The sequence below is a fragment of the Bacillus sp. RO1 genome, assembly GCF_012524115.1.
Taxonomy (GTDB): Bacteria; Bacillota; Bacilli; order Bacillales; family Bacillaceae_I; genus Sutcliffiella_A.
Genome location: NZ_JAAZWB010000077.1, coordinates 150,020 through 175,694 on the forward strand (window position 1 = coordinate 150,020; position 25,675 = coordinate 175,694).

Here is a 25,675-nt window from a genome sequence, read left to right on the forward strand (position 1 = left end):
CTTACTTTTATTTCGACCCTCTAATGAAAATGATTATCATTTAAATTCTACTATACTACCCTTTGCTGATGCACGTCAATGGAATTTATATTAGGATGGGACCTCATTGTGATGAACGAAGCAACTCCAAGAAGCGAAGAAGATTATTTTTGGAAAGGTCTTTAGCAAATTAAGCTATTATTGATTTTAAGTAAAAAGTGATGGAAATGAGCTACTTTTGTGGTGTGAAAAACCGTTCGGACAACTTTCCCAATGGTTCAGACATTTTATTACCTTTTTTGGTGGGGGTTCGGACATTTACAGGGGGATGTTCGGTCAAAGATTTTGGGCCTTCGGTCACTTGAAAAATTCGTTCGGTCAAATTCCTGAAAACTTCGGTCAACTTTGGAAGATCTTCGGTCAAGTTCGCAAAATCTTCGGTCAAGTTTTCAAAAACTTCGGACATTTGACCTAGCATCCCTATTAATCAATGAAAAAAGCTGCCCAAGGGAACTCTCCCCGGACAGCCAGACTTTAAAAACCACTAACCTACATAAACACGCTCTTCTCAATCTCTTTCATCTCATAAAAATACCCCTGCAACCTCATCAACTCATCAAATGCCCCTGCTTCCACCACACGGCCATTCTCCATCACAATGATTTGATCCATCTTCTCAAGGCCCGTCAAACGATGACTCACCAGCACCAATGTATCCTCAGAGGCCAACTCAAAAAGCTTCTCAATAATTGCCGCTTCTGTAATAGCATCCACGGAGGAAGTCGGCTCATCCAAGAGCCACAAACGTTCTGCCTTCAACAACGCACGTGCTATTGCAAGGCGCTGTTTCTCCCCGCCGGAAAGGTTCTCTCCTTTTTCCAGCACTTCGTCATCCAAAGAAAAACCGTCGAGTTTCACCGCACCTAATGCCTTCAACATCTCTTCATCACTCAATCCATCTTTGGCAAGCGCAAGATTCTCCCTAACAGTACCGTAGAAAAAGTGATTTTCCTGCAAAACGACATTCGCCTTACTCCACAAGTCCTCCTGCTCCACTGCAGCATAGTCCCACTGGTCCAACGAAACCAAACCATCCTCTGCCTCATAAATTTTCAGCAGCAACTGCAACAACGTAGATTTTCCAGAACCACTCGGCCCAACAATCGCTGTTTTAGAACCAGCAGGTAAACTGATATTCACCCCATCCAGCGTCAAACGGGATTCTCCCGGATAGCGGAAGCGGACATCCTTCATCTCAAAAGAAAATACCTGCTGTTCAGGTAGTTCCACAGTCGCATCAGCAGACACGCCACTTACAACCTGCTCACCTTCGACCACCTCATCCAACCTTACCGCTGCCCGTCTACTCTCCTCATAATGGTTCGGGAAAACAGCCATCGGCGCGGCATTTTCAAACACAGTCAAGGAAATCATCACAAGCATCGCCAGGAACAGTCCATCAAACTGTCCTTCCACCGTCAGATATGCGCCAAGTGCAAGCAAAGTCCACGAAACAAGCAACGTAATAAACGTATTCACCGATTGATTGAACATCTCCTGTTTTCCTTCACGTTCCTGCTCACTGACATAAGAATCCGCAGCATCTGCAAGCAACTTCTCCTTTACAGCAAGTTGCTGATAGATTTTCAAGTCACGGAAACCGTAGAACAGTTCTGTCACCTCTGTAGAAAGTAACCCTCTCTCTTCTCTCACACGACTCTGCAATCGTCGTTGTCCCACTGCAAAGATTGCCGGCACCACAAAGCCTGTCAAAATTAACCCGACGAACATCACCAATGCCAGATAAATGGAGAAAAAGGAAATGAAAAATATTGTACTCAAAAAGACGAGCACCAGCACTACCGGTGGGTAGAACACACGTAGAAAGAAGTTCTGTAAGCTTTCTACGTCTCCCACAATTCGCGCAAGCAAGTCACCGCTGCGGTATTTCTGAAAGATCTGAGGTGCAAGCGGCTCAATTTTTTTATAAAAAGAAACACGTAAATTACTTAATATCGTAAAAGTTGCCCTATGCGAATACAAGCGCTCGCCGTAACGGCTGAATGCCCGAGCGAAACCAAAGAGTTTCAACACTGCAATCATTACGGTCAAGGTATAAATCGGCGGAGCCAGGGCCGCTTTGGAAATAAGATAACCGCTGGAGGCAAAGAGCCCCACAGCCGTAATCCCTGCTGAGAATCCGAGCAAAATGGATAGAAGTATGTCCTTTTTCTCCACCATGACCAGCTTTACAACATGTGCTAATTCTCTCATCCTGCGCTCCCTCCTTGCTGAACAGACACCATTTCACGGTAAGCCGGCACTGTTTCGAACAGCTCCTCATGCGTTCCTTGGGCAATCAACGCGCCTGATTCAAGCAGTAAAATAGAGTCCGCCTGTTTAATTGTGTGCAATCTATGCGCAACCGTAATAACTGTCGACGTTTTGGCCAGCTCCTTCATAGAAGCCTGCAAAATCCGCTCTGTCTGCAGATCCAGTCCTGTAGTCGGTTCGTCAAACAGGATGACTGTTGGTTTTTTCAAAAAAGCCCGCGCCAACGCCAATCGTTGCTTTTCCCCGCCAGATAAACCTCTCCCAGCTTCTCCAATCTTCGTTCCGAAACCTTCTGGTAAAGATTCAATTAACGGCAAAATACCCGCTTTCTCCGCAGCACTTCTTATCTCATCTTGTGTTGCTTCCGCTTTCCCACCAATCGCAATGTTATCGGCAATCGTTCCGGAAAAAAGATACGGATTTTGCGAAATATAGCTTACTCGGTCAAACCACTCTTTTTCCTTGTATTCAAATAATGGCTTTCCGTCCACCAGCACTTCCCCTTCTGTCGGGCGAATCAACCCTGCCATCAGATTGAGCAGTGTTGATTTTCCGGCACCACTTCTACCAATCAAAGCAAGCTGCGTATAAGGCTGGATATCCACTGTTATATTTTCTATAGCAAAGCCTTGGTTCTCATAACGAAAGCCTAGGTTTTTCAACTGTAAAGCAGGAGGACCCTGCTCCTTTTGAAGAGAAGAGTTTCCCCATTCAATAGGATTCTCCTCTTCTGCCAGCTCATCTGTCACCTTTTTCGCGGCTCCCATGCTTCCACGCCCCGTATGAAAGGCGCTTCCAAGCTCTTTCAAGTAAAGGTAGAACTCAGGTGCCAATACTAATACAAAAAAGGCAGTAAAGAACGTAACATTTTCAAAAACAACAAGCTGCAAACCGACTTCAAGCGCGATCAATCCAATGGCAAGCATCGAAATGAATTCCAGCATTAACGAGGACAAAAATGCGATTCTCAACACTTCCATCGTTGCATCTCGGAAGCTTAAGCTGCTGTTTTCAATTGTTTCCTGCTGCTTGGCTGAGCAACCAAAAAGCTTTAACGTCGTGAGCCCCTGCAAAGTATCAAGAAACGTTCCGGAGAAAGCATTCAGTTTATCCATCTGCTCTTCTGATTTTTTCTTTGTCTTCAAGCCTACCACAATCATGAAAATGGGAATGAACGGCGCCGTAATCAGGATAATCAAACCTGTATTCACATGCTGGCTGAATGCCGCAATCAAGATCATAATCGGGATGATACTCGATTGGATGACCTGTGGCACATACCTGCTGAAATATGGATCGATTTCATCCACCGTATCCATCATCACGCTCACCTTTTGACCGGACTGGCCCTTATGAGAAGCTTGAACCGGACTGTTGGAAAATTTCTTCAGCAACGCAATCCGAAAATCTCGTTTCACTTTGGCAGCAAGCCTCACACCTGTGAGACCGCTCCAATAAGTCAAAGCCGCTCGAGCAGCCAATACAACTAGAAGGCCACCTAGAAATGGCAGGATCTCTTGAAAAGTGTGGCCTCGCAGGAACACCCGGTCCACGATGGTCACAAAGAAATATGCCTGCCCAATGACTGTCGCCCCTGTCAGAATGGCAATGAGAATCAAGGTCATCCTTGTCCCTCTATGTGATTTTGCGATTGTTTTTAAGTCCGTCATTATGTTAAATCCCTCTTTTCTGTTAGTGAAAATCGGATTAGGATAGCAAGTTAGTGAAAAGTTTCACATACTTTATAGTTAACATTATATAACATGCTCGGTGTAATTTCCTCTTTTGGGATTGACCATTTTATGACAAAAAAATCTTTGCACTCTTAACTTCTACCCCACTCCTTTACCGCATAAAATAATTCATCCAGAAAAAAACATTGCATTTCACCCAGACCTGTTGTAAATTAGTAAAATAATTAAATTGTTCTGATAATTAAATAGTGAACTTTCTTATCCAGAGAGGTTGAGGGAATGGCCCGAAGACACCTCAGCAACCAGCAACGCCTGATAAAAGGGACGTTGAAAAGGTGCTAATTCCAGCAAGCTGTGATGCTTGCAGAGATGAGAAGAATGTACTTTTCGATAAAAGTCTTCTTCTTATAGAAGGCTTTTTCTTTTTATCCAATAAAGCATTAAAGCCTCTCTCCCTCTGGAAGAATTGATTGTCACTTACCATATAGGAGGCCTTTTCATGTATAAAACGGAAACGAAGCTTGCGCAAATTGGAAATCGTTCGGAAACTGCCACTGGAACCGTGAATCCACCTGTTTATTTTTCCACCGCCTATCGCCATGAAGGCATCGGACAATCGACGGGCTATGACTATACAAGAACCGGCAATCCTACGCGACATGTGTTGGAAAAGGCAATTGCAGATTTAGAGGGCGGAGACCAAGGGTTTGCCTGTAGCTCCGGCATGGCTGCAATTATGACCATTCTATCCCTCTTTAAATCTGGTGACCACCTGATCGTATGTAAAGACCTGTACGGCGGCACGTACCGTCTTTTTGAAGAAGGCTATAAAAAATGGGGACTGTGTTGTAGCTATGTGGACACGACCGATCTTTCAGAAATTGAAAAAGCCATTACTTCACAGACGAAGGCTATTTTTGTGGAGACTCCAACCAATCCCCTAATGGTAGAAACAGACATAGAAGCGGTCTCTGAGCTCGCAAAGGCACATGGACTCCTTTTGATCTGTGACAATACGTTCTACACTCCAGTTCTATTAAACCCCATAAAATTAGGCGCGGACATTGTCATTCATAGTGCTACCAAATATCTTGGCGGCCATAATGATGTGCTTGCAGGGCTAATCGTCGCCAAAGGCCCGGAGCTTTGTGAATCACTGTCGCTTCACCATAACGCGGCAGGTGCGGTACTCAGTCCGTTCGACTCGTGGCTGTTGATCCGCGGCATGAAAACCTTGTCGCTTCGCATGGATAGGCATGAAAAGAATGCAAAACGAATCGCGGAATACTTGAATCAGCATGACTCCATCACGGACGTACTGTATCCAGGTAGAGGCGGCATGCTCTCTTTTCGCATCCAAGACGAAGCATGGGTCAATCCCTTACTTCAAAACTTGAACCTTATCACTTTTGCCGAAAGTCTTGGCGGCGTGGAAAGCTTCATTACTTATCCTGCCACCCAAACGCATGCGGACATTCCAGAAAAGATTCGCATGGAAACCGGCGTATGCAACAGATTGTTACGCTTTTCGGTCGGCATTGAAGACGCAGAAGACTTGATTCAAGACTTAGAGGCGGCGCTGAAAGCTGCTTCCATTCAAAAGGAGGTCCTATCATGAGCCATTCTTTTCAAACGAAGCTGTTACACAACCGCCATAAGTTTGATAAAAGTAACGGAGCGGTGAGCGTGCCCATACAACATGCCTCCACTTTTCATCAGCCTGATATCGATTCCTTTGGCAAATATGATTATGGACGCTCCGCCAATCCGACCCGGGAAGCACTCGAAGAAACAATTGCCCACCTAGAGGAAGGAACGAGAGGCTTTGCTTTTTCATCCGGCATGGCTGCTATCTCTACTGCTTTCCTCCTTCTTTCACAAGGAGATCATGTCCTAATCTCAGAAGACGTTTACGGGGGAACCTACCGAATGGTTTCAGAGGTTCTTACCCGCTACGGCGTGGAGCACACTTTTGTAGATATGACCAATTTGGAAAAAGTGAAAGCAGCCATCCAAGCCAACACGAAACTGTTTTACGTAGAAACACCATCCAACCCATTGTTAAAAGTAACAGACATCACGGCTGTGTCTACCCTCGCTAAATCAGTCGGTGCTTGGACATTCGTCGACAACACCTTCTTGACGCCAGCCTTGCAAAAGCCGCTGGAGCTTGGCGCAGATCTCGTCCTGCATAGTGCAACGAAATTTCTGTCCGGACATAGTGATGTCGTGGCAGGCCTTGCCGTTGCGAAGGATCCTGTGCTTGCCGACCGTTTAGCCTTTTTGCAAAATTCTTTCGGCGCAGTGCTTGGTGTCCAGGATGCATGGCTGGTACTAAGAGGGCTAAAAACGTTACATGTACGGCTGGAGCAGTCACAAAAATCAGCTTACAAGATTGCAAGTTACCTAGAAAAACACCCTGCCGTTAAAAAGGTTTATTTTCCAGGATTGACGACACACCCTGGCTTCACCCTTCAACACAGACAGGCGCAGGGACCTGGAGCTGTTCTTTCTTTTGAACTGCACAGCGAGGAGGATTTAAGGAAGTTTGTCGGCAAGGTCGAAATTCCGGTATTTGCTGTAAGCTTAGGAGCCGTAGAATCGATTCTTTCCTTCCCGGCGAAAATGTCCCATGCAGCGATGCCGGAAGCGGAAAGATTAAAACGCGGCATCTCCGACTCCCTACTCCGCCTGTCTGTAGGACTTGAAAGTGCGGAGGATTTAATAGAAGACTTTGAACAGGCATTTCAGCATAGCAGTACAGGAGCAAGTGAAAACCAAGAGCAACGGAGGGTCATTCATGGGAATCTTAGATAGTTTAGCGCAAGACAAAATTTTAATTGCAGACGGTGCGATGGGGACCCTCCTCTATTCCTACGGCTCTGATTGTTGCTTTGAGGAATTGAACTTGTCGCACCCAAACCAAATTTATAATATTCACCAGGCTTATTTGAATGCCGGTGCCAACCTTATCCAGACTAATACGTATGCGGCGAACTACCACAAGCTTGAGCGCTATGGCTTGCAGGATCAGGTGAAGGAAATAAACAGTGCGGCGGTGAGGCTAGCGAAAAAAGCTGTGGCGAATCACCCTGATGCTCATGTGGTTGGTACAATCGGGGGTATCCGCGCCATCAAGCCGGAAGCCATTCCGCTTGAAGAAATCAAACGCACCTTCCGTGAGCAGCTTTATTGCTTGCTGCTTGAAGGGGTGGATGGTATTTTACTAGAAACCTTCTATGACCTGGAGGAATTAGAAACGGTCCTGCAGATTGCTAGAAAAGAAACAGATCTGCCCATCATTGCACAAGTGTCTCTCCAAGAAGTTGGATACTTGCAGAACCGCGTGCATATCACGGATGCCTTGAACCGCTTGGAGTCACTTGGCGCAGACATCGTCGGGTTAAACTGCCGCCTTGGCCCATATCATATGATTTCCACACTGGAAGAGGTAGAGATTCCAAAGACTGCCTACCTTTCCGCTTACCCCAATGCAAGTCTTCCCTCCTATGTGGACGGAAAACTAGAGTATGACAGCGACGCGGAATATTTTAAAGAAACTGCATTAGCCTTTCGAGATCAGGGCGTAAGATTATTAGGTGGCTGCTGCGGAACGACGCCGGCTCATATACAAGCCTTTTCCCAAGCACTACAGGACGTGGCCCCTGTTAAAGAAAAACAAGTAAAACGGAAAGAAAGAACCATTATCATCCCTTCAAAAAAGAAGGAAGTGCCAACACCGCTTTTTGAAAAAGCCAAAAAAGAACGGTCCGTCATCGTGGAACTCGATCCTCCACGCAAATTGAACACAGATAAATTCATGGCTGGTGCGCAAGCCTTGAAGGACGCAGGCATTGATGCATTGACCCTTGCAGACAATTCCCTTGCTTCCCCAAGAGTCTGCAACACCGCACTAGGATCCATTGTGAAATCAGATATTGGCTTGCGTCCGCTAATCCATATTACCTGTCGCGACCGCAATCTTATCGGTTTGCAATCACACTTGATGGGACTCCATCAACTCGGCATCCATGACGTGTTGGCAGTCACTGGCGATCCAACGAAGGTTGGTGATTTTCCAGGTGCCTCCTCTGTCTATGATGTCACATCGTTTGGTCTCATCAATATGATCAAACAGTTTAACCAAGGTGTCTCCCTTACCGGTAAAGAACTTGGCGAGCGCACCAGTTTCTCAGTCGGCGCTGCCTTCAACCCCAATGTTCGCGTTATTGATAAGGCCATCGAACGACTGGAGAAAAAAATAGACGCTGGTGCAGATTATTTCATCAGTCAGCCAGTCTTTTCAGAAGAAAAATTACTCGAAGTCTATCAAGCTACTAAACATATTGATGCCCCTATTTATATTGGGATTATGCCTCTCACAAGCAGTAGAAACGCTAACTTCCTTCACCATGAGGTGCCGGGGATCAAGCTGACACCGCATGTTCTTGAGGCGATGAATCGTCACCAAAATGATCCACAGCAGGCAAGTATTGAGGGGTTGAACATTGCGAAGGGGCTACTTGATGCCGCACTTGAACTATTCAATGGCATCTACCTGATCACCCCGTTCATGCGTTATGAACTGACAGTAGAGCTTGCCAATCATGCAAAAAAATACGGTCCGTTCCATTCATCCAGGAGGGTTCAAAATGTCTAAACCTATCACATTACTTGAACAGCAGCTACAAAAGAAAATACTGATCATGGACGGCGCAATGGGAACGATGCTGCAGCAGGCAAACCTTACGCCAGACGATTTTGGCGGCGAAGAGTTTGACGGCTGTAACGAGAACCTAAACATTACCGCACCCCATGTAATCGAGCGCATCCATGTGGAATATTTGAACGCCGGTGCCGATATCGTGGAGACAAATACGTTCGGCGGAACAGATCTTGTGCTTGATGAGTATGAGCTTGGCTTTAAGGCTTATGAGATTAATAGGCTTGGAGCGGAAATTGCCAAGCGTGCGACCTCTCAAGTGTCCACACCGGAGTGGCCACGCTTTGTGGCAGGGTCCATCGGTCCTACTACGAAAACACTGAGCGTGACGGGCGGAACGACTTTTGATGCCCTGACAGATTCCTATGAGGAACAGGCCCGCGGGTTATTAGATGGCGGCTCTGATTGTCTTTTAGTAGAGACGAGCCAAGATTTATTGAACGTGAAATGCGCCTTCCTTGGAATTCAGCGTGCTTTTGAAAAGACCGGCATCACGGTTCCTGTCATCATCTCCGGAACCATCGAACCGATGGGAACCACCCTTGCAGGTCAGGCAATCGATGCCTTCTATGTTTCTGTGGAGCACATGAAGCCACTTGCAGTCGGATTGAACTGCGCGACAGGCCCGGAATTCATGCAGGACCATATCCGGACGCTTTCTAACCTCTCAAAAAGTGCGGTCAGCTGCTACCCAAATGCAGGCCTCCCGGATGAAGAAGGTCACTACCACGAAACACCTCAGTCCCTTGCCACTAAGCTTGCAGGCTTTGCCGAACAAGGCTGGCTGAACATCGTCGGAGGCTGCTGCGGGACGACCCCGGACCATATTCGCGCGATTGCGGATGTGATGAAGGGTTATAAGCCACGTGCTTCTGCTTCTGTTGCAGCCCACCATAGCGTTTCCGGGATTGAGTCATTCATTTATGACGACCCTTCCCTTCGCCCAATCATGGTCGGGGAGCGCACCAATGTCATCGGCTCTCGAAAATTTAAGAGACTGATTGCAGAGAAAAAATTTGAAGAGGCAGCAGAAGTTGCCCGTGCCCAAGTTAAAGGTGGCGCCCACGTTATCGACATCTGCCTTGCCGACCCAGACCGCGATGAGCTGGAAGACATGAAAGCTTTCGTGCAAGAGGTCGTAAAAAAAGTGAAGGTTCCGCTTGTCATCGACTCCACCGACGAAAAGGTCATCGAGGCAGCGTTGAAATACTCACAAGGAAAAGCGATCATCAACTCCATTAACCTAGAGGACGGTGAAGAGCGCTTTGAAGCGATTATTCCGTTGGTTCATAAATACGGGGCCGCCCTTGTCGTCGGTACCATTGACGAAGAAGGAATGGGCGTTAGCGCTGAACGCAAGCTTGAGATTGCACAGAGGTCCTATGACCTTTTGGTAAACAAGTACAAGGTTTCCCCAACCGACATTATATTCGATCCGCTTGTTTTCCCTGTCGGTACCGGTGACGAGCAATATATCGGTTCTGCCAATGCGACTGTAGAGGGAATTCGTTTAATAAAAGAACATTTCCCTTCCTGTTTGACGATACTCGGCGTTAGCAATGTTTCTTTCGGGCTCCCACCTGTAGGCCGTGAAGTGCTAAATGCTGTGTATCTCTATCACTGCACACAGGCAGGCCTGGACTATGCGATTGTGAACACAGAGAAGCTGGAGCGTTTTGCCTCCATCCCAGATGAAGAGGTAGAGATGGCGGAAAAATTACTGTTTAAAACAACCGATGAGTCGTTGGCGGTGTTCACGGAGTTTTACCGTGGCAAAAAGAAAGAAGCGAAGTCCAATATTCCCGATTTGCCGCTTGATGAGCGCCTGGCCTACTATGTGGTGGAAGGGACCAAAGAAGGGCTCCTTCCTGATCTTGAGCTTGCGTTGTCCGCTTACCCTACTCCACTGGAAATCATCAACGGTCCATTGATGAACGGGATGAAGGAAGTCGGCCGCTTGTTCAATGATAACCAGCTGATTGTTGCGGAAGTGCTGCAAAGTGCCGAGGTCATGAAAGCCTCCGTCGCTTTTTTGGAGCCGCATATGGAAGCAAGCGATACCTCCTCTTCTAAGGGGAAGGTATTGCTCGCAACCGTTAAAGGAGATGTACATGACATTGGGAAAAATCTAGTTGACATCATCTTAAGCAACAACGGATATGATGTGGTCGATCTTGGAATCAAAGTGACCTCCACCGACTTGATTCAGGCTATTAAAAAAGAAAAACCAGATATTGTCGGCTTATCCGGACTGCTCGTAAAATCCGCACAACAGATGGTGTTGACGGCGCAGGATATGAAGCAATCTGACATTTCTGTCCCTATTTTAGTAGGTGGGGCTGCGTTATCTCGTAAATTCACAGATAACAAGATTTCCAAAGAATATGAAGGGCTTGTGTTGTACGCCAAGGATGCAATGAACGGCTTGTCTCTTGCCAACCAGTTGCGTTCACCTGAAGAGTTTAAAGTGTTGGTTCATGAGCAGGTGGAGAAACATAAGAGGTTGCGTGAGGCGGAGGCAGCTGCAGAGAGCGTGTCAAGAGCCGCTGTGGACAGCAGTAGTGTAGCGACAGCCGTTAAAGTGCGCTCTAATGTCTCACGGGATGTTCGTGTGTTTACGCCAAGTGATACAAAACGCCATCTACTTCGGAACATTTCCGTCTCCCATGTGGAGCCGTACATCAATATGCAAATGTTGATTGGCCACCATCTTGGGGTAAAAGGAAAGATTGAGAGATTGTTGGAGGAAAAAGACGAGCGCACCTTGCAAGTGAAGGGTGTGGTAGATCAGCTGCTGTCGGAAGTTAAGCTGAATAAACTCATTACCCCAGCTGCCGTGTATCAATACTTCCCTGCACAATCTGAGGGCGATACCCTGTTTATCTATGACCCGGAGGACACGAGTAGAGTGATGGAGCAGTTCGATTTTCCAAGACAGGCAAAAGCACCTCATCTTTGCTTGGCCGATTATGTGAAGCCTCGTGACAGTGGCATCATGGATTATGTAGGATTATTTGCGGTAACTGCCGGCAGAGGAATTCGTGAATTAGGTGCTGCTTATAAAAAGGAAGGCCGGTTCTTGGAAAGCCATGCCCTGCAGGCTTTGGCGCTTGAGACCGCAGAAGGCTTGGCCGAACTGGTTCATCAGCAAATGCGCGACCGTTGGGGATTCCCGGATTCTGTCAATTTTACGATGAAGGAACGTTTCGCCGCTAAGTATCAAGGTCAGCGCTTCTCGTTTGGGTATCCAGCTTGTCCGAATTTGGATGACCAGCAGAAGCTGTTCAAGCTGATTCAGCCCGAGGATATCGGTGTGGAGCTGACGGACGGCTGCATGATGGAGCCGGAAGCATCGGTTTCTGCGATTGTGTTTGCGCATCCGGAGGCTAGGTATTTTAATGTGATGTAGAGAAAGCCCCCCCCGCGTTTGGTATAGTCGCGGGGGTTTTTTAATTGAACGAACGTTTGATTAAGATGGGTATGTGCTGAAATTATTCGTGAGGTTTGGTTTAAACAAACGTTTGATTAGTTGCTTTTTAGTTAGATATACCAACGGATTGGGGATTTAAACAAACGTTTGATGGTTGTAGTGATTTGTTAAGGTGAGTGTTCAACCTCTAATTAAACAAACGATTGATTAAGTGATGTCCCCCTCCCAAATACTAATAACCAAACTCCTCATTAGCAAACACAAGGTCCACTAAAACAGGACTGATTCCCTTTTTGTAAATGATAGTCAGCTCAGCTCCTGAGATAATATCATAATTTGGTGCCGTCCCGTAGGCAACCCTTATAACAACCGGCTCCTTTTCCCCTTCTATCAGGAACTCCAATGAATTGCGATCTACCACTCCAGTAATGACAGCATTTGCTTTGATCATGCCGTCCGTCTGGATTTTCAATTCCTGACCAATCAGCACAACATCCGATGACATGTGGTTATCTTTCTTTATTTTATGCGCGGACATATTGAACTTTTTGGCGATGCCCCATAAAGTTTCCCCTGGTGCTACTGTATAAAATGCCTTTTTCACTTTTTCCTGGGTCACTTCCACCACATCATGATTAGAAGAAGGGATGATTAACTGTTGCCCTATGCGAATTGCATCTGTTGTGAGGTTATTCTCCTTTTGGATGGAACCAACCGTTACATTGAATTTTTTACTAATAGAGATGAGCGTATCGCCAGCGATTACTTTATAAGAAGTGGCTTTAGTTCCAACCTTCAGCACCTGTCCCACTTTGATCAAGTCCGTTTTCAGGTTATTTACTTGTTTAAGTTCCGTGACGGAAAGACCATATTTCTTCGCTATTGAAAATAATGTATCTCCTGAAGATACTTCATGGGTTGATTTCTTGTTTCCTTCCACTTCTTTAGTACTAGGTTCACTCAGTTGTATGATTTGGCCCACTTTTATGAGGTCAGACTTTAGACCATTCAACTCTTTTAATTCCTTGACAGAGATCCCATACTTTTGAGCTAGTGAAAATAACGTATCTCCAGGTTTTACTTGGTGTACCGCTTCATTCGCCAGCACTTCACCTCTAGCATTCACTGTGATAAACGCACTAACTGCAAGGGTTCCCGCTAGGACATAACTAACAATTTTTTTATCTCTTTTCCCCTTGTTGATCCTCTTTTGCGTCTCAATTCTCTCTTTACGAGACCTAATATTCTGACTTTCCACCATAATCCCCCTCGTTTTCTACCAATATATTCTTACGTTAGAAGTATTTTGTCGAAATCACAGAGATATTTCGTAAAGTAGTCACTGATTGTTAGGGTTGGGTGAAAAGTAAGGAAAATAGTAATGATTATTGTATTTTAGTGGGTTTTTGTTGAGTAAATTTACTCAAACAACTTAAGTTTGCGCGGTTTTCGATTGCGGCTTTTGTCACGGAGATGAATTTGCCGGGATATCCATTCTAACGGAGCATTTATCCACTGTAAAAAAAATATATCAACCGTAAATTGAATATATCCATTGTAAAATTTTTTTATCCATTGTATACGGGGATATATCCATTGAAGCAATAAAGCGGCTGCTTAATGGCAGAAGTTCAATGCACCACAGGAGAATCGAATGCGGGTTGGGGAAAGTTTGGGTGTTTTGGGAGCCAAGTGGCCTGAGTAGCTACTTGGAATCTTAAAATACCGGCATAACCAAGTAGATATCAATAAATTGAAGAATATATCAAGAAAAAATGAATTATATCAAGAAAACTCACCTATATATCAATAAATTTCAAGATATATCAAGAAATCTAGCAATATATCAAGAAACAACCGACCGGCAAGCTCCCTTCATAGAAATCCGAAACCCTATGCAAAAAACCCCGGCCATCCACTCTCTCACCCGGCCGGGGTCCCCACAAAAAATCCTACAACTTAAACTTCTTTATCAGCTCACTCAAATTCTCACTCATCGCAAGCAGCTCCTCGGCTGAATAAGCAATACTGCTGATTGCCTTTACTTGCTCGTCAGTGGATGCCGCAATTTCTTCAGTACCTGCAGCAGACTGCTCGGCAATGGCAGAGATGCTTTGAACAGATGCGAGCACTTCTTCCTTCGATTCATTCATGGCATTCATGTTGGTCATAATGTTCTCTATGAATCCAATAATGGAGCGGATATTGGTCGCGATTTCTCCGAATGACTCGCCGGTTTCCGTTACAGCTAGGCTTTGTTCGCTTGAGATTTTGTTCGTTCTCTCCATTTCTTCCAAAATCACCTTGGACTCTTCTTGAATGCTGGAAATGGTCTCTTTAATGTGCTGGGTAGAGTCTGCTGTTTGTTCGGCAAGCTTTCTTACTTCCGTTGCCACCACCGCAAATCCACGGCCATGTTCACCTGCACGCGCCGCTTCAATACTTGCATTTAACGCCAACAGATTTGTTTGATTTGAAATTTCGTTGATGGTATGTGTGATTTCTTCAATATTATTAATTTTCTCCGTGAACTGTGTCATCAACCCATTTAGGCTCATCACAATTTCGGTTGATTCATTTGTGTGGCCCTGCAACACACCCAGCTTCCCAAGCCCCGTTTCATTTGCAGAAATAATCTGCCCAGACAGCACCCGAAGATCATCTTGCTTGGATAACACATCCTCAATATTATCCGCCAGATTCTGTGTACGGGAGCTCGTTCCCTCTAAATCGGTTGCCTGCTGGACCGCACCTTTTGAAAGTTCCTCAATTGCGCGGTTCATCTCTTCGCTTGTTGCGGAAACTTCTTCTGTTACGGCACTCATGTCTTCCACAGACGCCTTCACTTTTTGAGAGGAATCCGCCACTGTTCCAATCATTTCGCGCATGTTCACCAGCATTGTTTTAAAAGATGCTGCCAATACACCGATTTCGTCTTTAGAATGCACATCAATATCTCCGGTTAAATCCCCTTCAGCTACTTTTGTGACTTCTGAATTCAACCTCAATATCGGCCTAGTAATATAGCGCGCTAATAGAACAGTGGAAATACTGGCCACCACCAAAGCAATCAAGCCTACAATAACGATTGTTCTTAACATACCGTTTGCTAATTGAAGCATGTTTTTTTCTAAGAATACCCCGGCTATTTTCCAGCCAGTTTCATTAATGGTGTTAAATGCTAACACCCTTTTTTCCCCGTCATATGTATACCTTTGGACACCTTCTGCTTCCTCTTTGTACATGTTTTCTACAAACGGCAGGTCCTGATCCAATAGGTTCTCTCCATTCAAGGTAGGATGCACCAATGCCACACCATAATTGTCCAAAAGGATGCTATATCCGCCATATCCTAGTTCTTTCTGTGCAACTAACTCTTCCAAAGCAGTTATATTAATGTCTGTTGCAAGGACTCCTTGCACAACTCCATCTCCCGTTACCGCTTTTGCTAAGGTAATGACTGGTTCACCTGTACTTGAATCTGTATAGACATCGGTATAGATCACTTCACCAGGACTTTGCATGGCCTGCACATACCATGTGCGCGAAGTCGGATCGAAGTCTGATGGGAGTTCCATGTCAGGAGACGAATAAAATCCTTTTTCCTTGGTTGCCAAGTAAAGCACCTGCATGTCAGGGTAATTCCCTAATACTTTACTGAACCCAGCTAACATTGTCGCCTCATTTGCTGGAGATCCATCTACGAGAAAGTCATCCACTAGTGAAGTGCTCCCATAGGAACTAAGTATTTTAGAATAGTTATCTAGGTAAATATGAATAGTCTTTTCAAGGTCCATCATGGCAGCTTCCGCGTCGGCAACGACGTCATGCTCTATTTTTTCCTTTGCTTGACTATATGTAATAGCACCTACACTGGCAATGATTAAAAATATCAGTAACAAAAATGAAAAAACCAGTTTCCCTCTTAATGATGTAAACATATAGATGACTCCTTTGTTTTTAACAGATAAATATTTTATCGACATACAATGTTAAATGTTAAGAAACAAAGGAGAAGTCAGTATTTTTTGAAAAATTCACACCGTAGCTTTCCGCTCCATCAGGTTCAATCCAATTCCCATAAAGAGGACACCCATGCAAAATAAAACGGAAGCAGGCAGCAAAAATTGAGATAAAGACCAATCCAAGATTGTTGCACCTTTTAGCATCTCCATCCCGTAAGTCATCGGAATTAGTTTGGACAAGGTTAGCAAAACCTCAGACTGAACGATTTCCAGTGGCCAGTAGGCGCCGCCGACCATGGCCATACTCACTGATATCAACGGAATGACCGCATCCAGTTGCCTTGGGTTGGTGGCAACCGCACTAATCAATATACCAAGTGACACGATTGCAAACAGAAATGGAATAATCACGAGAAGAATCATTGGATATCCACCTCTTAGGTCAACTCCCAATACGAAGTGAAAAAAGGAGAAAACTAATGCCAGTTGCGCGTATCCAAGTAAAAAGCTAAAGCTTACATGCCCCAGATACAGCTGTACTTTTGTCAATGGAGACAAGACCAAACGGTTCCACATCCCGTTTCTCTTTTGCTCCAAAATAGTACTCACCGTATAGGTAACAGTGAAGATGACAAAGAAAAGCGAAAATCCGAACAAAGCCTGCAGAGAAGAATCATAAATGAATTCACTCTCTTTGAATGATTTTTCGGAAACAGCAAACATACCGCTACTTTCATCTACTTTTCCCCTCAATTCATCCTTTGACGCGTTGAGTCTTTCGGCTGCGTCGGAAAGTGTCCTCTCTGACTGCAACACGTTGGCAACATGAGCCTCTATTAAGGTGGTGTTGGGAGTGGTGGCACTAAGGTAAAGTTTGTAGCTACCCCGCTCCAATTCCAGCCCCATGTCGATGGTACCTTTTTCGAGTTTATCCTTCACGGCAGATTCTTTTTCTGGAACAAAGATGGTATTCTCAGCTTTAGAATTCAGAGCCTGAATCAGTTCTGCTTGTTCCGTCTCAGAAAGGGTGATTGAAAATACCGGGAGCTCAACCGGTTCCGCTTGATTCACCTGTCCGAGTGCTAGCGCAAAAACGAATGTTAGAACGATCATGCCAATAACAGCAAATGGCTGTCTTCTAAAATATTGTAAATGGTTGATTAGAATTGCCCTCATTTAAATCAACCTCCTTTTCGGAAAAATAGGAATGGCTATCAGGAGGAGGGCAATACTCACCACTGCAAGGCGGAAAAGATTACTGGTAACTTGCGACAGCTCTCCGCCACTTAATATTTTCAAGTAACCTTGTAGGGCGGCACCGTTTGGCGTGAAGGAAGCAATGGTAACCATCGTGTCGGACACCTCACTCCAAGGGACAAAGCTTCCACCCAAGAAAGCAAACACACTGACTAGGAATCCAGAAAACATCGTGGATACCCGTTGTGTTTCAAAACGGTAATTCAAGGCGGTGATCAGCACTGCCATCGAGCCAATTACAAAGCTGAAGAATAGCGTTATTGCGAGGAAAGCGAGAATATCCGACCAGATTACCTGGTAGATAATCGCGGCCAACCCATATAACGCACATAATTGAAGAAAGCAAATCAATACAGCGGAAAACCACTTGCTGGACGCGTACATCCAGGGATTTGTATTGGTGAGCAGGATTCGGTCATACACAAAGGTGGCTTTTTCGTAATAAGCATAGCCAGCGACGAATGACACGACATATAAAGCAAACATCGTACTCATTCCTACTGCAAAATAACCAAAGGAATCCACCGGCAACTTGCCGTCCACTGTTACAGTTTCACCTGTGACCTGGGCTACTGCCTCAAATTCAGGTGGAGCCTGGTCGGTTTGTTGTGCCTCCCGCGTCAACACCGTTTGCAGCCGCATCTGATTTGTAAAATTCTCGACCACATCTGAGATGACACTAGCTTCCAGTCCCTTGTCTTCGTTTAGGTAGAGCTGTAGTTCTTTCGTTGTTTCCTGATTGAAGAATTGTCCTTTCCACGTTTCAAGGCGAAGGCCTTCCGGAAATTGCAGAACCCCAGCGTATTCGTCATTATTCAGAGTCGCCTCAAGGTCTGTCTCTTCTTTTACTTTTAACAAATCTTGAAGCTCCTCTTTCATTACGGTATCTACGAGCAACTCCGGTAAGGAAGTCTGTTCGGCCGCTTCTAGGATCTGCGTTCTGGCTTGGTCAGGAATGTTTTCTTCCAGCATCCATTCATTGAACTTTTCTAAATCTGTTTGGAGATTCCCTTGGTCCAGCACCGCTATTTGCGCATTAAGGGTGATTTCTTCACTAGAGTTGCTGCCTAAGGCAAAACCAAGGATCGTAATTAACACAAACGGCATCGCAAGCAAAATCAGGACTTCTTTTTTATCTCGCAGCAAGTGAAGGAGGTCTTTTTTAATAAATGCACTTAACACATTGGCGCCCCCCTAATCTCGTAGCTTGCGCCCTGTCAGATGCAAAAAGACATCCTCAAGGGTCGGCGCTTTAATTTGTATTCCTTTTAGCGGACTGTCTGTTTGCTTGGCTGCATCAAAGACATCTTCTAAAAGGTTAATTTTCTTCGGAGCCAATAGGATGATTTTTTTATCCAAGGTGGTTACGGATGATATGGCCGGGATGGACTCTAGCTTATTTATAAATGACGGATTGACCTTTTCCACTTCGACCTCAATGGTATGCTCAGAGGAAAGTATATTCTTCACTTCGTCCTTTGTCCCAGAGGCGATCACTTCGCCGCGGTCCATGATGTAGAGTCGCTGACAAAGAAATTCCACTTCCTCCATGTAATGACTTGTGTAGAGAACGGTAATTCCTTTTTCTTCGTTTAGTTTCTTCACCGTTTCCAGGATATAATTTCTTGATTGGGGATCGATTCCGACAGTCGGTTCATCCATGATTAAGATTTCCGGTCTGTGCAGCAGTGCGACTGCAATATTAAGTCGGCGTTTCATCCCTCCAGAAAATTGTTTCACCGGTTCTTTTTGACGTTGCTCGAGACCGACCAGCGTCAGGACTTCTTCTATTCTCTGCTTTAATTCGCTTTTTGGCAGTTTGTAAATCTTTCCGAAAAAGCTCATATTTTCATAGGCGGTCAGTTCCGGAAATACCGCGATCTCTTGCGGAACGACACCGAGAATTTCTCTTAGATGCTTCGGTTGCTCTTTGACACTTTCTCCTTTGAGGAGTACGTCCCCGCTTGTCGGCTGGACGAGGGAGGAGAGCATGGAGATAGTGGTGGACTTGCCGGCCCCATTAGGCCCAAGCAGTCCCACTGTCTCTCCTTTCTCCAAATATAAGTTGACGCCTTTAACGGCTTGCGTGTTTTTGAAAGTTTTTGTTAGTTGAATGGCTTCTAGCATGTTGGTGGCCCCCTTTGTTACTTCTACTATACTATCGTCTTTAGGGAAGTTAACCTGAAGAAGGTCATTAGTTTGCGGGAGGCGTGGTGACTTTGGTCACTTTTTGTGGTGGGGGATTATTAGGTGTTCTATTAGACAGAACGGGTGGATTCTCTTGGTCTTCGGGCGTTTAGACGTCCTCTATTAGACAAAACACGCTGCTTCCTCTAGGCTTCGGGCGTTTAGACAGTCTAGACGACAAAAAAGCCCGAATAGATTTTCGAGCTTTAAGCATGCTTCATAAAAATCCCCTGGTGCTTCATGCCTTTCCGCAGTTTCACCAGCTTCACACCATCTCCCACAGTCTCCAAAGCAAATCCCTCCGTGGAAGCAGGTAAATTCCACTTCTCCATCACCGCTTGTTCGGCACATGCAATGACATATGGATGCCTTAAAGCATGCTGGTGTAGGATTTTTCCGAATGTCATGGATGGAATCATTACATTCTCTACCTTGATCCGAGCTAAAAGCATCATTCCTGCGTACAGTTGTTGCTTGCCCTCCCCTGAATTCATCACAATATACGATGGATTCCCGAGTTTCTTAATATTCACCAGAATGGAGAAGGAAATGTTGTGCTTCGTCGCATAGTGTAGGAGAAATGCAATGCCCCGCATTTTGTCCTCAAAGTTGCTGGTACTGATATCAATGACAAAAAGCCACGACAGTTGGGTGGTCCGATCGTACACCTTGGACTGCAGGCTGTTCATTCTAGCCGTGGCCTTCCAATGAATGTTTCCGAAAGGATCACCAGGCACATAATCCCTTGTACCAAGCACTCTACTTTTCTCTTCAAACAGGGAACTTCTACTCGGCTGCTCTCCTTGCTTCTTTGGAAAGATTTTTTCAAGCCCCGCTACTTTCTCGTTTCTCGGATAAACCATGACCTCAAACTGCATTTTGTCTCTTGTCTGAAGGTATACTTTCCCCCATCCAAAGAAAGAATCAATCTCCATGTCGAACAGGTGGAGCTGGGCCACGCCTCTTTTCACAGCCGTGAAAGGAAGTACGACCTCCCATTGACTCCGCCCAACCTGGTGAAAGTTAATATGTAACTGGTTCATATGTATTTGCTCTTCCCCATGTTGAAACAGTATGTTTTTGTCCGTTCCCAATCTAAGCCTTCCGAAAAATATCGGAAGCAAACTGTTGTGTGTGATTCTAAGTCTTAACATCCCCTCATCTTCAGTGAACAGCTTCAACTTCTCTTCCAGTATGTGAATCTCAAGCTTTTTGGCCACATGGGTGAGATAATAAAAGTTCCCCCACATATAAGCTAATATAGCGAAAAAAAGGAAAATTAACGGAGTAGATCCTAAAAAGAAGGATGCAGACAACAGGAGAAAAAGAACGGCATTCATCATCCGTAGCCCTCTTTCGTTCTCTATTTGTTGCACCCAGCCACTCCATTCGTCATTTGAATAGGTTCCGGACTTTTTACTGCTCACTCGTTGCTTTATCCGTTCAAGTCGTGTTTTCATATGCAAATCATATTGGTTTGGATCCATTTATCGTCCTCCTTCTCATAGAGACATTACTGCCGGCTACACAACCCCATTCCGTATCGCAAAGATCGCAAGTTGCGTTCGGTCCCTAAGCCCAAGCTTTTGTAAAATAACCGTCACATGATTCTTTACCGTTCCAATAGAGAGATGCAAGGCTTCTGCAATCTCCTGATTATTTTTCCCGTCCCCCACAAGCTGTAAGATGGACCTCTCCCGGCTGGTCAACTCAACCATCTCCATACTAGAGGATTCTGAAGTCCGGTTAATCAACCTAGGCACCACCTTTCCCGCTACAGAAGCATCAATGGAAATCCCTCCATTCACACAGCTTTCAATCGAGGACAAAAGGCTCGCCGCATCGGCATCCTTCAGAAGATAACCTAATGCCCCAAGCTTCAACGCCTGGATTGCATACTCATCATCTGCAAAAGTCGTGAGTATCAGCACTTTCGCTTTCGGGTCACGCTGCCGGATTACCTTTGTTGCTTCAATCCCCGTCATGACAGGCATCCTTACGTCCATCAGCACCAAGTCTACCAGATGTTTCTCATATGCCTCCACTGCTTCCTTCCCGTTTGCGACCTCGGCCACAACCCGAAATGAAGGATGCTGCTCAATCATCATTTTTATCCCTTGCCGAACCAAAGCTTGGTCCTCTGCTATCAATATATTAATCACTTAATATGTAACTCCCTTCAAAGGGAAAATTCCCTTCACTGTAAAATAACCCTCGATGACTTCCCGCTCCATCCGACCGTTCAGACCTTCCATGCGCTTTCGCATATTTTGTAGCCCAAATCCTTCTTCCACATGCCTTGGAAACTCTACTTTATTTTCCACTTTCACCTGAAAGCTGTGTTCTCCGATAATCTCCAATGTTATGGATATTTCCTTTGAGCTACCGTGCCTCATCGCATTCGTAATTCCCTCTTGTACAAACCGGTACAAAGCAATATTATGGTCGTTACTTAAAGGCTGTGATAGCACGCCCGTCTTAGTCGTCAGCTGTACCCTCATTTGACTTTCCGCTTCTAACTTTCTGATCAAATGAATGACAGATGCGATTCCCTGTTCCTCTTCCCCCTGCAAAGCTTTCACTGCTTTTCGCATCCCATCGAGGCTTTCCCGGGCCAACTGCTTGGATTGCTTCACAATGGAGGCAACCTTCTCTTCCCCTGCTGCCTGCTCCGCCACTGCAAGCTGCATCATCAGCGCCGTCAGCTGGTGTCCAACAGAATCATGAATATCCCGTGCAATTCGGTTCCGTTCCTCCACCCTGGCAACCTCCTCATTTTCAAGAACCTGCCTTTTTAGCACTCGATACTCCACCAACAAACTTTTCCACTCTCTATCAAACTTCTCATTATCACGGTAGTACCGATGAATAAGTGCCCCCACCCCAATCAACATGATGAAAAGAAACAGATGATAGTAAAATAGATCAGTTACTGCTAGAACGCTAATGGTGAACATAACTGGCAAGAGAACAGCCATTGTCGAGAGAACTGCTTGTTTGGTAGCAGAAGATTGCATTCCATCCAGCAATAAAAAATATACCAACAGCCAAGGCAACACATCAAACGGTGTCAGAATAAAGTGTTGCACCATCACCACGGCCACACTTGCCAATGCATACGCCACCCATTTTCCTTTCCAAATTGGCATGGAAAAATAAAGCCCCAAATACATTCCTGCAGCCAAAAGATAGGCAGCCAACAGCGTGCCTGTTAATAAATAGTAAATTGGCATGATGAAGAGGATTGCGCACACAAAAAAAAGTTTTATCCAAAGTAAACTAATCCTGCTACTCATAAAACATTCCCGCCTTTATTTTATGTAAGATCTTGCTGTTCAAAGAGTCGCATCCTTTCTCGTTTTGAACAAACGTTTGACTAAAAGATTCTTTTCAGCTTTTTCATCGCCGCTTCCGATGTGAAGCTTTCAAAATGGTTGATCAGCTTGGTTGTTGCTTCTTCCTTATTCAAGCTGGTCTGTTCCACCTCATGTCTTTGACACCAATGCTTCATCGTTTCATAGGACGTACTGCTCCAACCATTTTTCTCACCATTTTCGTTCTGCTTTTCTTTTGTCCCAGATACTACAATATCTAGATTGCCTTGCAGTTCCAGTAATGCTTGATCGAATGCTTTCTTCTTTTCCTTTTCCTTCATTCCCGCTTTGGAACGGAGAACTCGGGTATCAATTCCCTGGTTCTCTGAAATGAGGCTAAAAAGGGATATAGCTTCACGCGATACTTCTCCTTTTTCATAACGCTTCTTCATGGTTTCTTGACTTGCAAGTGCAGCAAGCATCAGCGGAAGTAAGTCCTTTGAGATGAACAGCGCTTTTTTCTTCATGAATTTCCCATAAGCCGCCACCCCCTCTGCAGCAAATCGAGTCCTCCATATCCATGGATCCTGCTCTGTGTCGGAATGCCATGCCTCTTTTGGCGTCATGCCTCCAAGCGATGGGTAATCGTCAAATAACGGCGCAAGTGGAAGCAACCCCACTTCTTTAATCACGGCAACAGCTTCTTCATATGTATGGATGGTGCTAGTTTGTAATGTCATTGTAATTCACTCCTTATGCTTTAAAATTCTACATCAGCTGCAGAGAGTCCTTTAAAATTTTTCCAATTATACCTTGCATTACAAGATAGCTTTCTTGTTCCGCCACCTCACCAAAATAAAACAGGGAGCTGCGCATTTTTCATTTGCGTCAGCTCCCTTTCTATTTCATCGCTTCCGTTTCAACGCGGTCCATGTACTCCTGCACAACCTTGTTGTTGCTCTTCTCGCTTCCAAGCTTCAACATCGCCCGCCCTACAAAATTAACACCTTTATTATGTCCCGCATAAATAAAGCGTGTATGCGACTCATCTACCTTTTCCAGCGTAAAAGACAAATTAATTTCAAATGCCTTACCAAGTACAAACGCTATTTGTTTATGTTTCCTGTCGGGCTTGTCCTCATAAGCCAGGGTCTCCACGATATACGTTTCTACCCGTTTGCCCTCGCGGTATTTCTGTTGATGTCTCGCGCCGACCTCGGTTTCTGTTTTTTCTATCAGCGTGTGCTCCTCCACTTTCGGCATGGTTCTCTTGATATTTTTATCAAAGAACAGCTCCCATACTTTTTCGATATTGGCAGGTATCACCCGTTCTTCTTCCCACTGAATCAATGTTCTTCCTCCATTCCTGACACCAAAAAGGCATCTATTTCTTCTGTTTTTTGTTGCAGCTCTTCTATTTGGATGCGGATTGTTTCTTTCTTTTGTATTAGTAAGTCCTCTAGGTGGGCAAATGATTCATCCTCCATCACCGAAATCATCTCTTGGATGGTGAACCCGAAGCTCCTAAGCTTTATTAAAAGCATGGCCAGAAAATAACTGCCATCATCATAATACCGGTAGTTATTATTCGGATCGATATAGGCGGGCTCCATGAGCTTCACTTCCGCATAATAGCGCAGAGTTTCCTTGCTGAGGCCAGTCATCTCGGAAAACTCGCTTACTTTGTACATTATTTGCCCTCCTTCGTTCAGTTTAAACTGTGTGGTGCACCACAAGGTCAATAAGGAATTTTGTTTTGCTTGTGTTTAGAGCAATTTTGAGCTGGTACAGACAGAATCAGACGTTTTGATGCAGCTTTGAAAGTTTCCGGTCATTTCCTCTATTTTACAATGATATTCTAAAGTTCAGCTCATTTATCATTGATTTTGATCTTACTAAAAGTGATTTTAGGTAATTGGGGTTGGATATTTGGGTATCTATTTCAAGTGGCAATTAATATCACGGTAATTTTTGTGAAAATAGCCCAAGATCACACGTTTTGATGCGATCCAAAAAGCGTTCGGTCATTTCTCCCCTCGGTTTGGACAATTTCTTCCTTAATTCTTAAGGGGTTCGGTCAATTACGGGTATCTGTTCGGTCAACTTTTCAACACCTTTGGACAACCCAAAAATTCGTTCGGTCAAAATAACGAAATCTTCGGTCACTTTCGCCAAAACTTCGGTCAACTTCGAAAAATCTTCGGTCAAAATTCGAAAATCTTCGGACATTTGGTCCTCCCCGCCAATTCAAACCTAAAACCGATAAACCTTAAAACCTAGTTTCCAAAAACCCACTTTTTAAAAAAACACCTAAGTGCAGCAACTACCGCATCCTTAGGTGTTCATCATTACTCCTGGCCTACCAACTCCACCAAGGTATACTCCTCAGTATCCAAATCATATTCAAAAGAAATGGTATACTCTTTTCCTTCCTCAAACTGGCCACAGAATACTTCTGCATCCTCTTTGCTCGCCGCTTCATAATGATAAGTGAGCCCATTATAATCCGTCTCGGTAACCGAACAACGATAAGCGCCGTCCTTTCCCTCCGTCACTGCCACACTCTCCACCGTAATTTGATCCTCCCCCGATGCTGAAGGAAAATAAGTATACATCACAAATGTCGTAATGAGGAATAAGGTACCCACAACAAGTGAAATGCGACCTTTCTTCTTTTCAGATCTCACAAGTGTCGTGAACACACCGAATCCGATTAGACCAAAACTAATTGCAAATAAAACCAATCCAAATATATACATCCTTGAACCCCCGTTTCTATTCTCTACTTTCCA

20 protein-coding genes, 1 pseudogene and 1 riboswitch are annotated in these 25,675 nt (G+C 44.9%); of the genes and pseudogenes, 4 read left to right on the forward strand and 17 right to left on the reverse strand.

Annotated features, from left to right (window positions below):
- Positions 1-211 precede the first annotated feature (211 nt).
- From HC179_RS12480 to cydD, 3 genes are all read right to left on the reverse strand, one after another.
- A complete protein-coding gene (locus HC179_RS12480; protein ID WP_168864581.1) occupies positions 212-445 on the reverse strand; it encodes a hypothetical protein in 234 nt (77 codons plus the stop codon).
- Between the two features lie 83 nt (positions 446-528).
- Complete coding sequence (gene cydC, locus HC179_RS12485; protein WP_168864582.1) at positions 529-2,253, reverse strand: thiol reductant ABC exporter subunit CydC; 1,725 nt, start codon at positions 2,251-2,253, stop codon at positions 529-531.
- Positions 2,250-3,983: a thiol reductant ABC exporter subunit CydD gene (cydD, locus tag HC179_RS12490; protein ID WP_168864583.1), complete on the reverse strand. Its 1,734-nt coding sequence runs from the start codon at positions 3,981-3,983 to the stop codon at positions 2,250-2,252. The genes cydC and cydD overlap by 4 nt, the downstream gene beginning before the upstream one ends.
- A gap of 279 nt (positions 3,984-4,262) precedes the next feature.
- Positions 4,263-4,383: riboswitch (SAM riboswitch) on the forward strand.
- 123 nt (positions 4,384-4,506) lie between these two features.
- On the opposite strand from cydD, the gene HC179_RS12495 reads away from it, so the two are divergent.
- From HC179_RS12495 to metH, 4 genes are read left to right on the forward strand one after another with little or no spacing between them, the layout of a single operon-like run.
- Entirely contained in the window at positions 4,507-5,625 is a 1,119-nt protein-coding gene (locus HC179_RS12495) for a methionine biosynthesis PLP-dependent protein (protein WP_168864584.1), read from the forward strand.
- The gene (gene metC / locus HC179_RS12500) at positions 5,622-6,824 is read left to right on the forward strand and encodes a cystathionine beta-lyase (RefSeq protein WP_168864585.1); all 1,203 of its coding nucleotides are present in this window, start codon (positions 5,622-5,624) and stop codon (positions 6,822-6,824) included. Before HC179_RS12495 ends, metC begins: the two co-directional genes overlap by 4 nt.
- Positions 6,808-8,667 carry a bifunctional homocysteine S-methyltransferase/methylenetetrahydrofolate reductase gene (locus HC179_RS12505; RefSeq protein WP_168864586.1) on the forward strand — a complete coding sequence of 620 codons (1,860 nt, stop codon included), beginning with the start codon at positions 6,808-6,810 and terminating at the stop codon, positions 8,665-8,667. Before metC ends, HC179_RS12505 begins: the two co-directional genes overlap by 17 nt.
- Complete coding sequence (gene metH, locus HC179_RS12510) at positions 8,660-12,139, forward strand: methionine synthase (protein ID WP_168864587.1); 3,480 nt, start codon at positions 8,660-8,662, stop codon at positions 12,137-12,139. The genes HC179_RS12505 and metH overlap by 8 nt, the downstream gene beginning before the upstream one ends.
- 253 nt (positions 12,140-12,392) lie before the next feature.
- Here the strand turns inward: metH and HC179_RS12515 are convergent, their stop codons facing one another.
- The 14 genes and pseudogenes from HC179_RS12515 to HC179_RS12575 form a co-directional block, all read right to left on the reverse strand.
- Positions 12,393-13,421 (reverse strand): muramidase family protein, encoded by a 1,029-nt coding sequence (locus HC179_RS12515; protein ID WP_168864588.1) that lies wholly within the window; start codon positions 13,419-13,421, stop codon positions 12,393-12,395.
- Between the two features lie 691 nt (positions 13,422-14,112).
- A complete protein-coding gene (locus HC179_RS21365; protein WP_481747975.1) occupies positions 14,113-15,060 on the reverse strand; it encodes a methyl-accepting chemotaxis protein in 948 nt (315 codons plus the stop codon).
- Positions 15,055-16,146, reverse strand: a pseudogene (locus HC179_RS21370) (cache domain-containing protein); the annotation flags it as partial. The pseudogene HC179_RS21370 and the gene HC179_RS21365, both read right to left, overlap by 6 nt.
- A 51-nt stretch (positions 16,147-16,197) precedes the next feature.
- A complete protein-coding gene (locus HC179_RS12525) occupies positions 16,198-17,301 on the reverse strand; it encodes an ABC transporter permease (RefSeq protein ID WP_168864590.1) in 1,104 nt (367 codons plus the stop codon).
- The gene (locus tag HC179_RS12530) at positions 17,302-18,564 is read right to left on the reverse strand and encodes an ABC transporter permease (protein ID WP_168864591.1); all 1,263 of its coding nucleotides are present in this window, start codon (positions 18,562-18,564) and stop codon (positions 17,302-17,304) included.
- Positions 18,565-18,576: 12 nt separating this feature from the next.
- A complete protein-coding gene (locus HC179_RS12535) occupies positions 18,577-19,509 on the reverse strand; it encodes an ABC transporter ATP-binding protein (protein WP_168864592.1) in 933 nt (310 codons plus the stop codon).
- Positions 19,510-19,775: 266 nt separating this feature from the next.
- Positions 19,776-21,056 (reverse strand): DUF58 domain-containing protein, encoded by a 1,281-nt coding sequence (locus tag HC179_RS12540; RefSeq protein ID WP_168864593.1) that lies wholly within the window; start codon positions 21,054-21,056, stop codon positions 19,776-19,778.
- Positions 21,057-21,092: 36 nt separating this feature from the next.
- Positions 21,093-21,731 (reverse strand): response regulator, encoded by a 639-nt coding sequence (locus HC179_RS12545; protein WP_168864594.1) that lies wholly within the window; start codon positions 21,729-21,731, stop codon positions 21,093-21,095.
- On the reverse strand, positions 21,732-22,865 hold the full coding sequence (locus tag HC179_RS12550; protein ID WP_168864595.1) for a sensor histidine kinase: 1,134 nt from the start codon (positions 22,863-22,865) through the stop codon (positions 21,732-21,734).
- A gap of 80 nt (positions 22,866-22,945) precedes the next feature.
- Positions 22,946-23,623, reverse strand: a complete 678-nt coding sequence (locus HC179_RS12555) for an AlkZ-related protein (protein ID WP_168864596.1) — start codon at positions 23,621-23,623, stop codon at positions 22,946-22,948.
- Between the two features lie 160 nt (positions 23,624-23,783).
- On the reverse strand, positions 23,784-24,233 hold the full coding sequence (locus tag HC179_RS12560; RefSeq protein WP_168864597.1) for an SRPBCC family protein: 450 nt from the start codon (positions 24,231-24,233) through the stop codon (positions 23,784-23,786).
- Positions 24,230-24,574, reverse strand: a complete 345-nt coding sequence (locus HC179_RS12565; protein ID WP_168864598.1) for a MerR family transcriptional regulator — start codon at positions 24,572-24,574, stop codon at positions 24,230-24,232. The genes HC179_RS12560 and HC179_RS12565 overlap by 4 nt, the downstream gene beginning before the upstream one ends.
- A gap of 373 nt (positions 24,575-24,947) precedes the next feature.
- Positions 24,948-25,112 carry a hypothetical protein gene (locus HC179_RS12570; protein ID WP_168864599.1) on the reverse strand — a complete coding sequence of 55 codons (165 nt, stop codon included), beginning with the start codon at positions 25,110-25,112 and terminating at the stop codon, positions 24,948-24,950.
- A 119-nt stretch (positions 25,113-25,231) separates the two neighbouring features.
- Positions 25,232-25,642 (reverse strand): hypothetical protein, encoded by a 411-nt coding sequence (locus tag HC179_RS12575; RefSeq protein ID WP_168864600.1) that lies wholly within the window; start codon positions 25,640-25,642, stop codon positions 25,232-25,234.
- Positions 25,643-25,675: the final 33 nt, after the last annotated feature.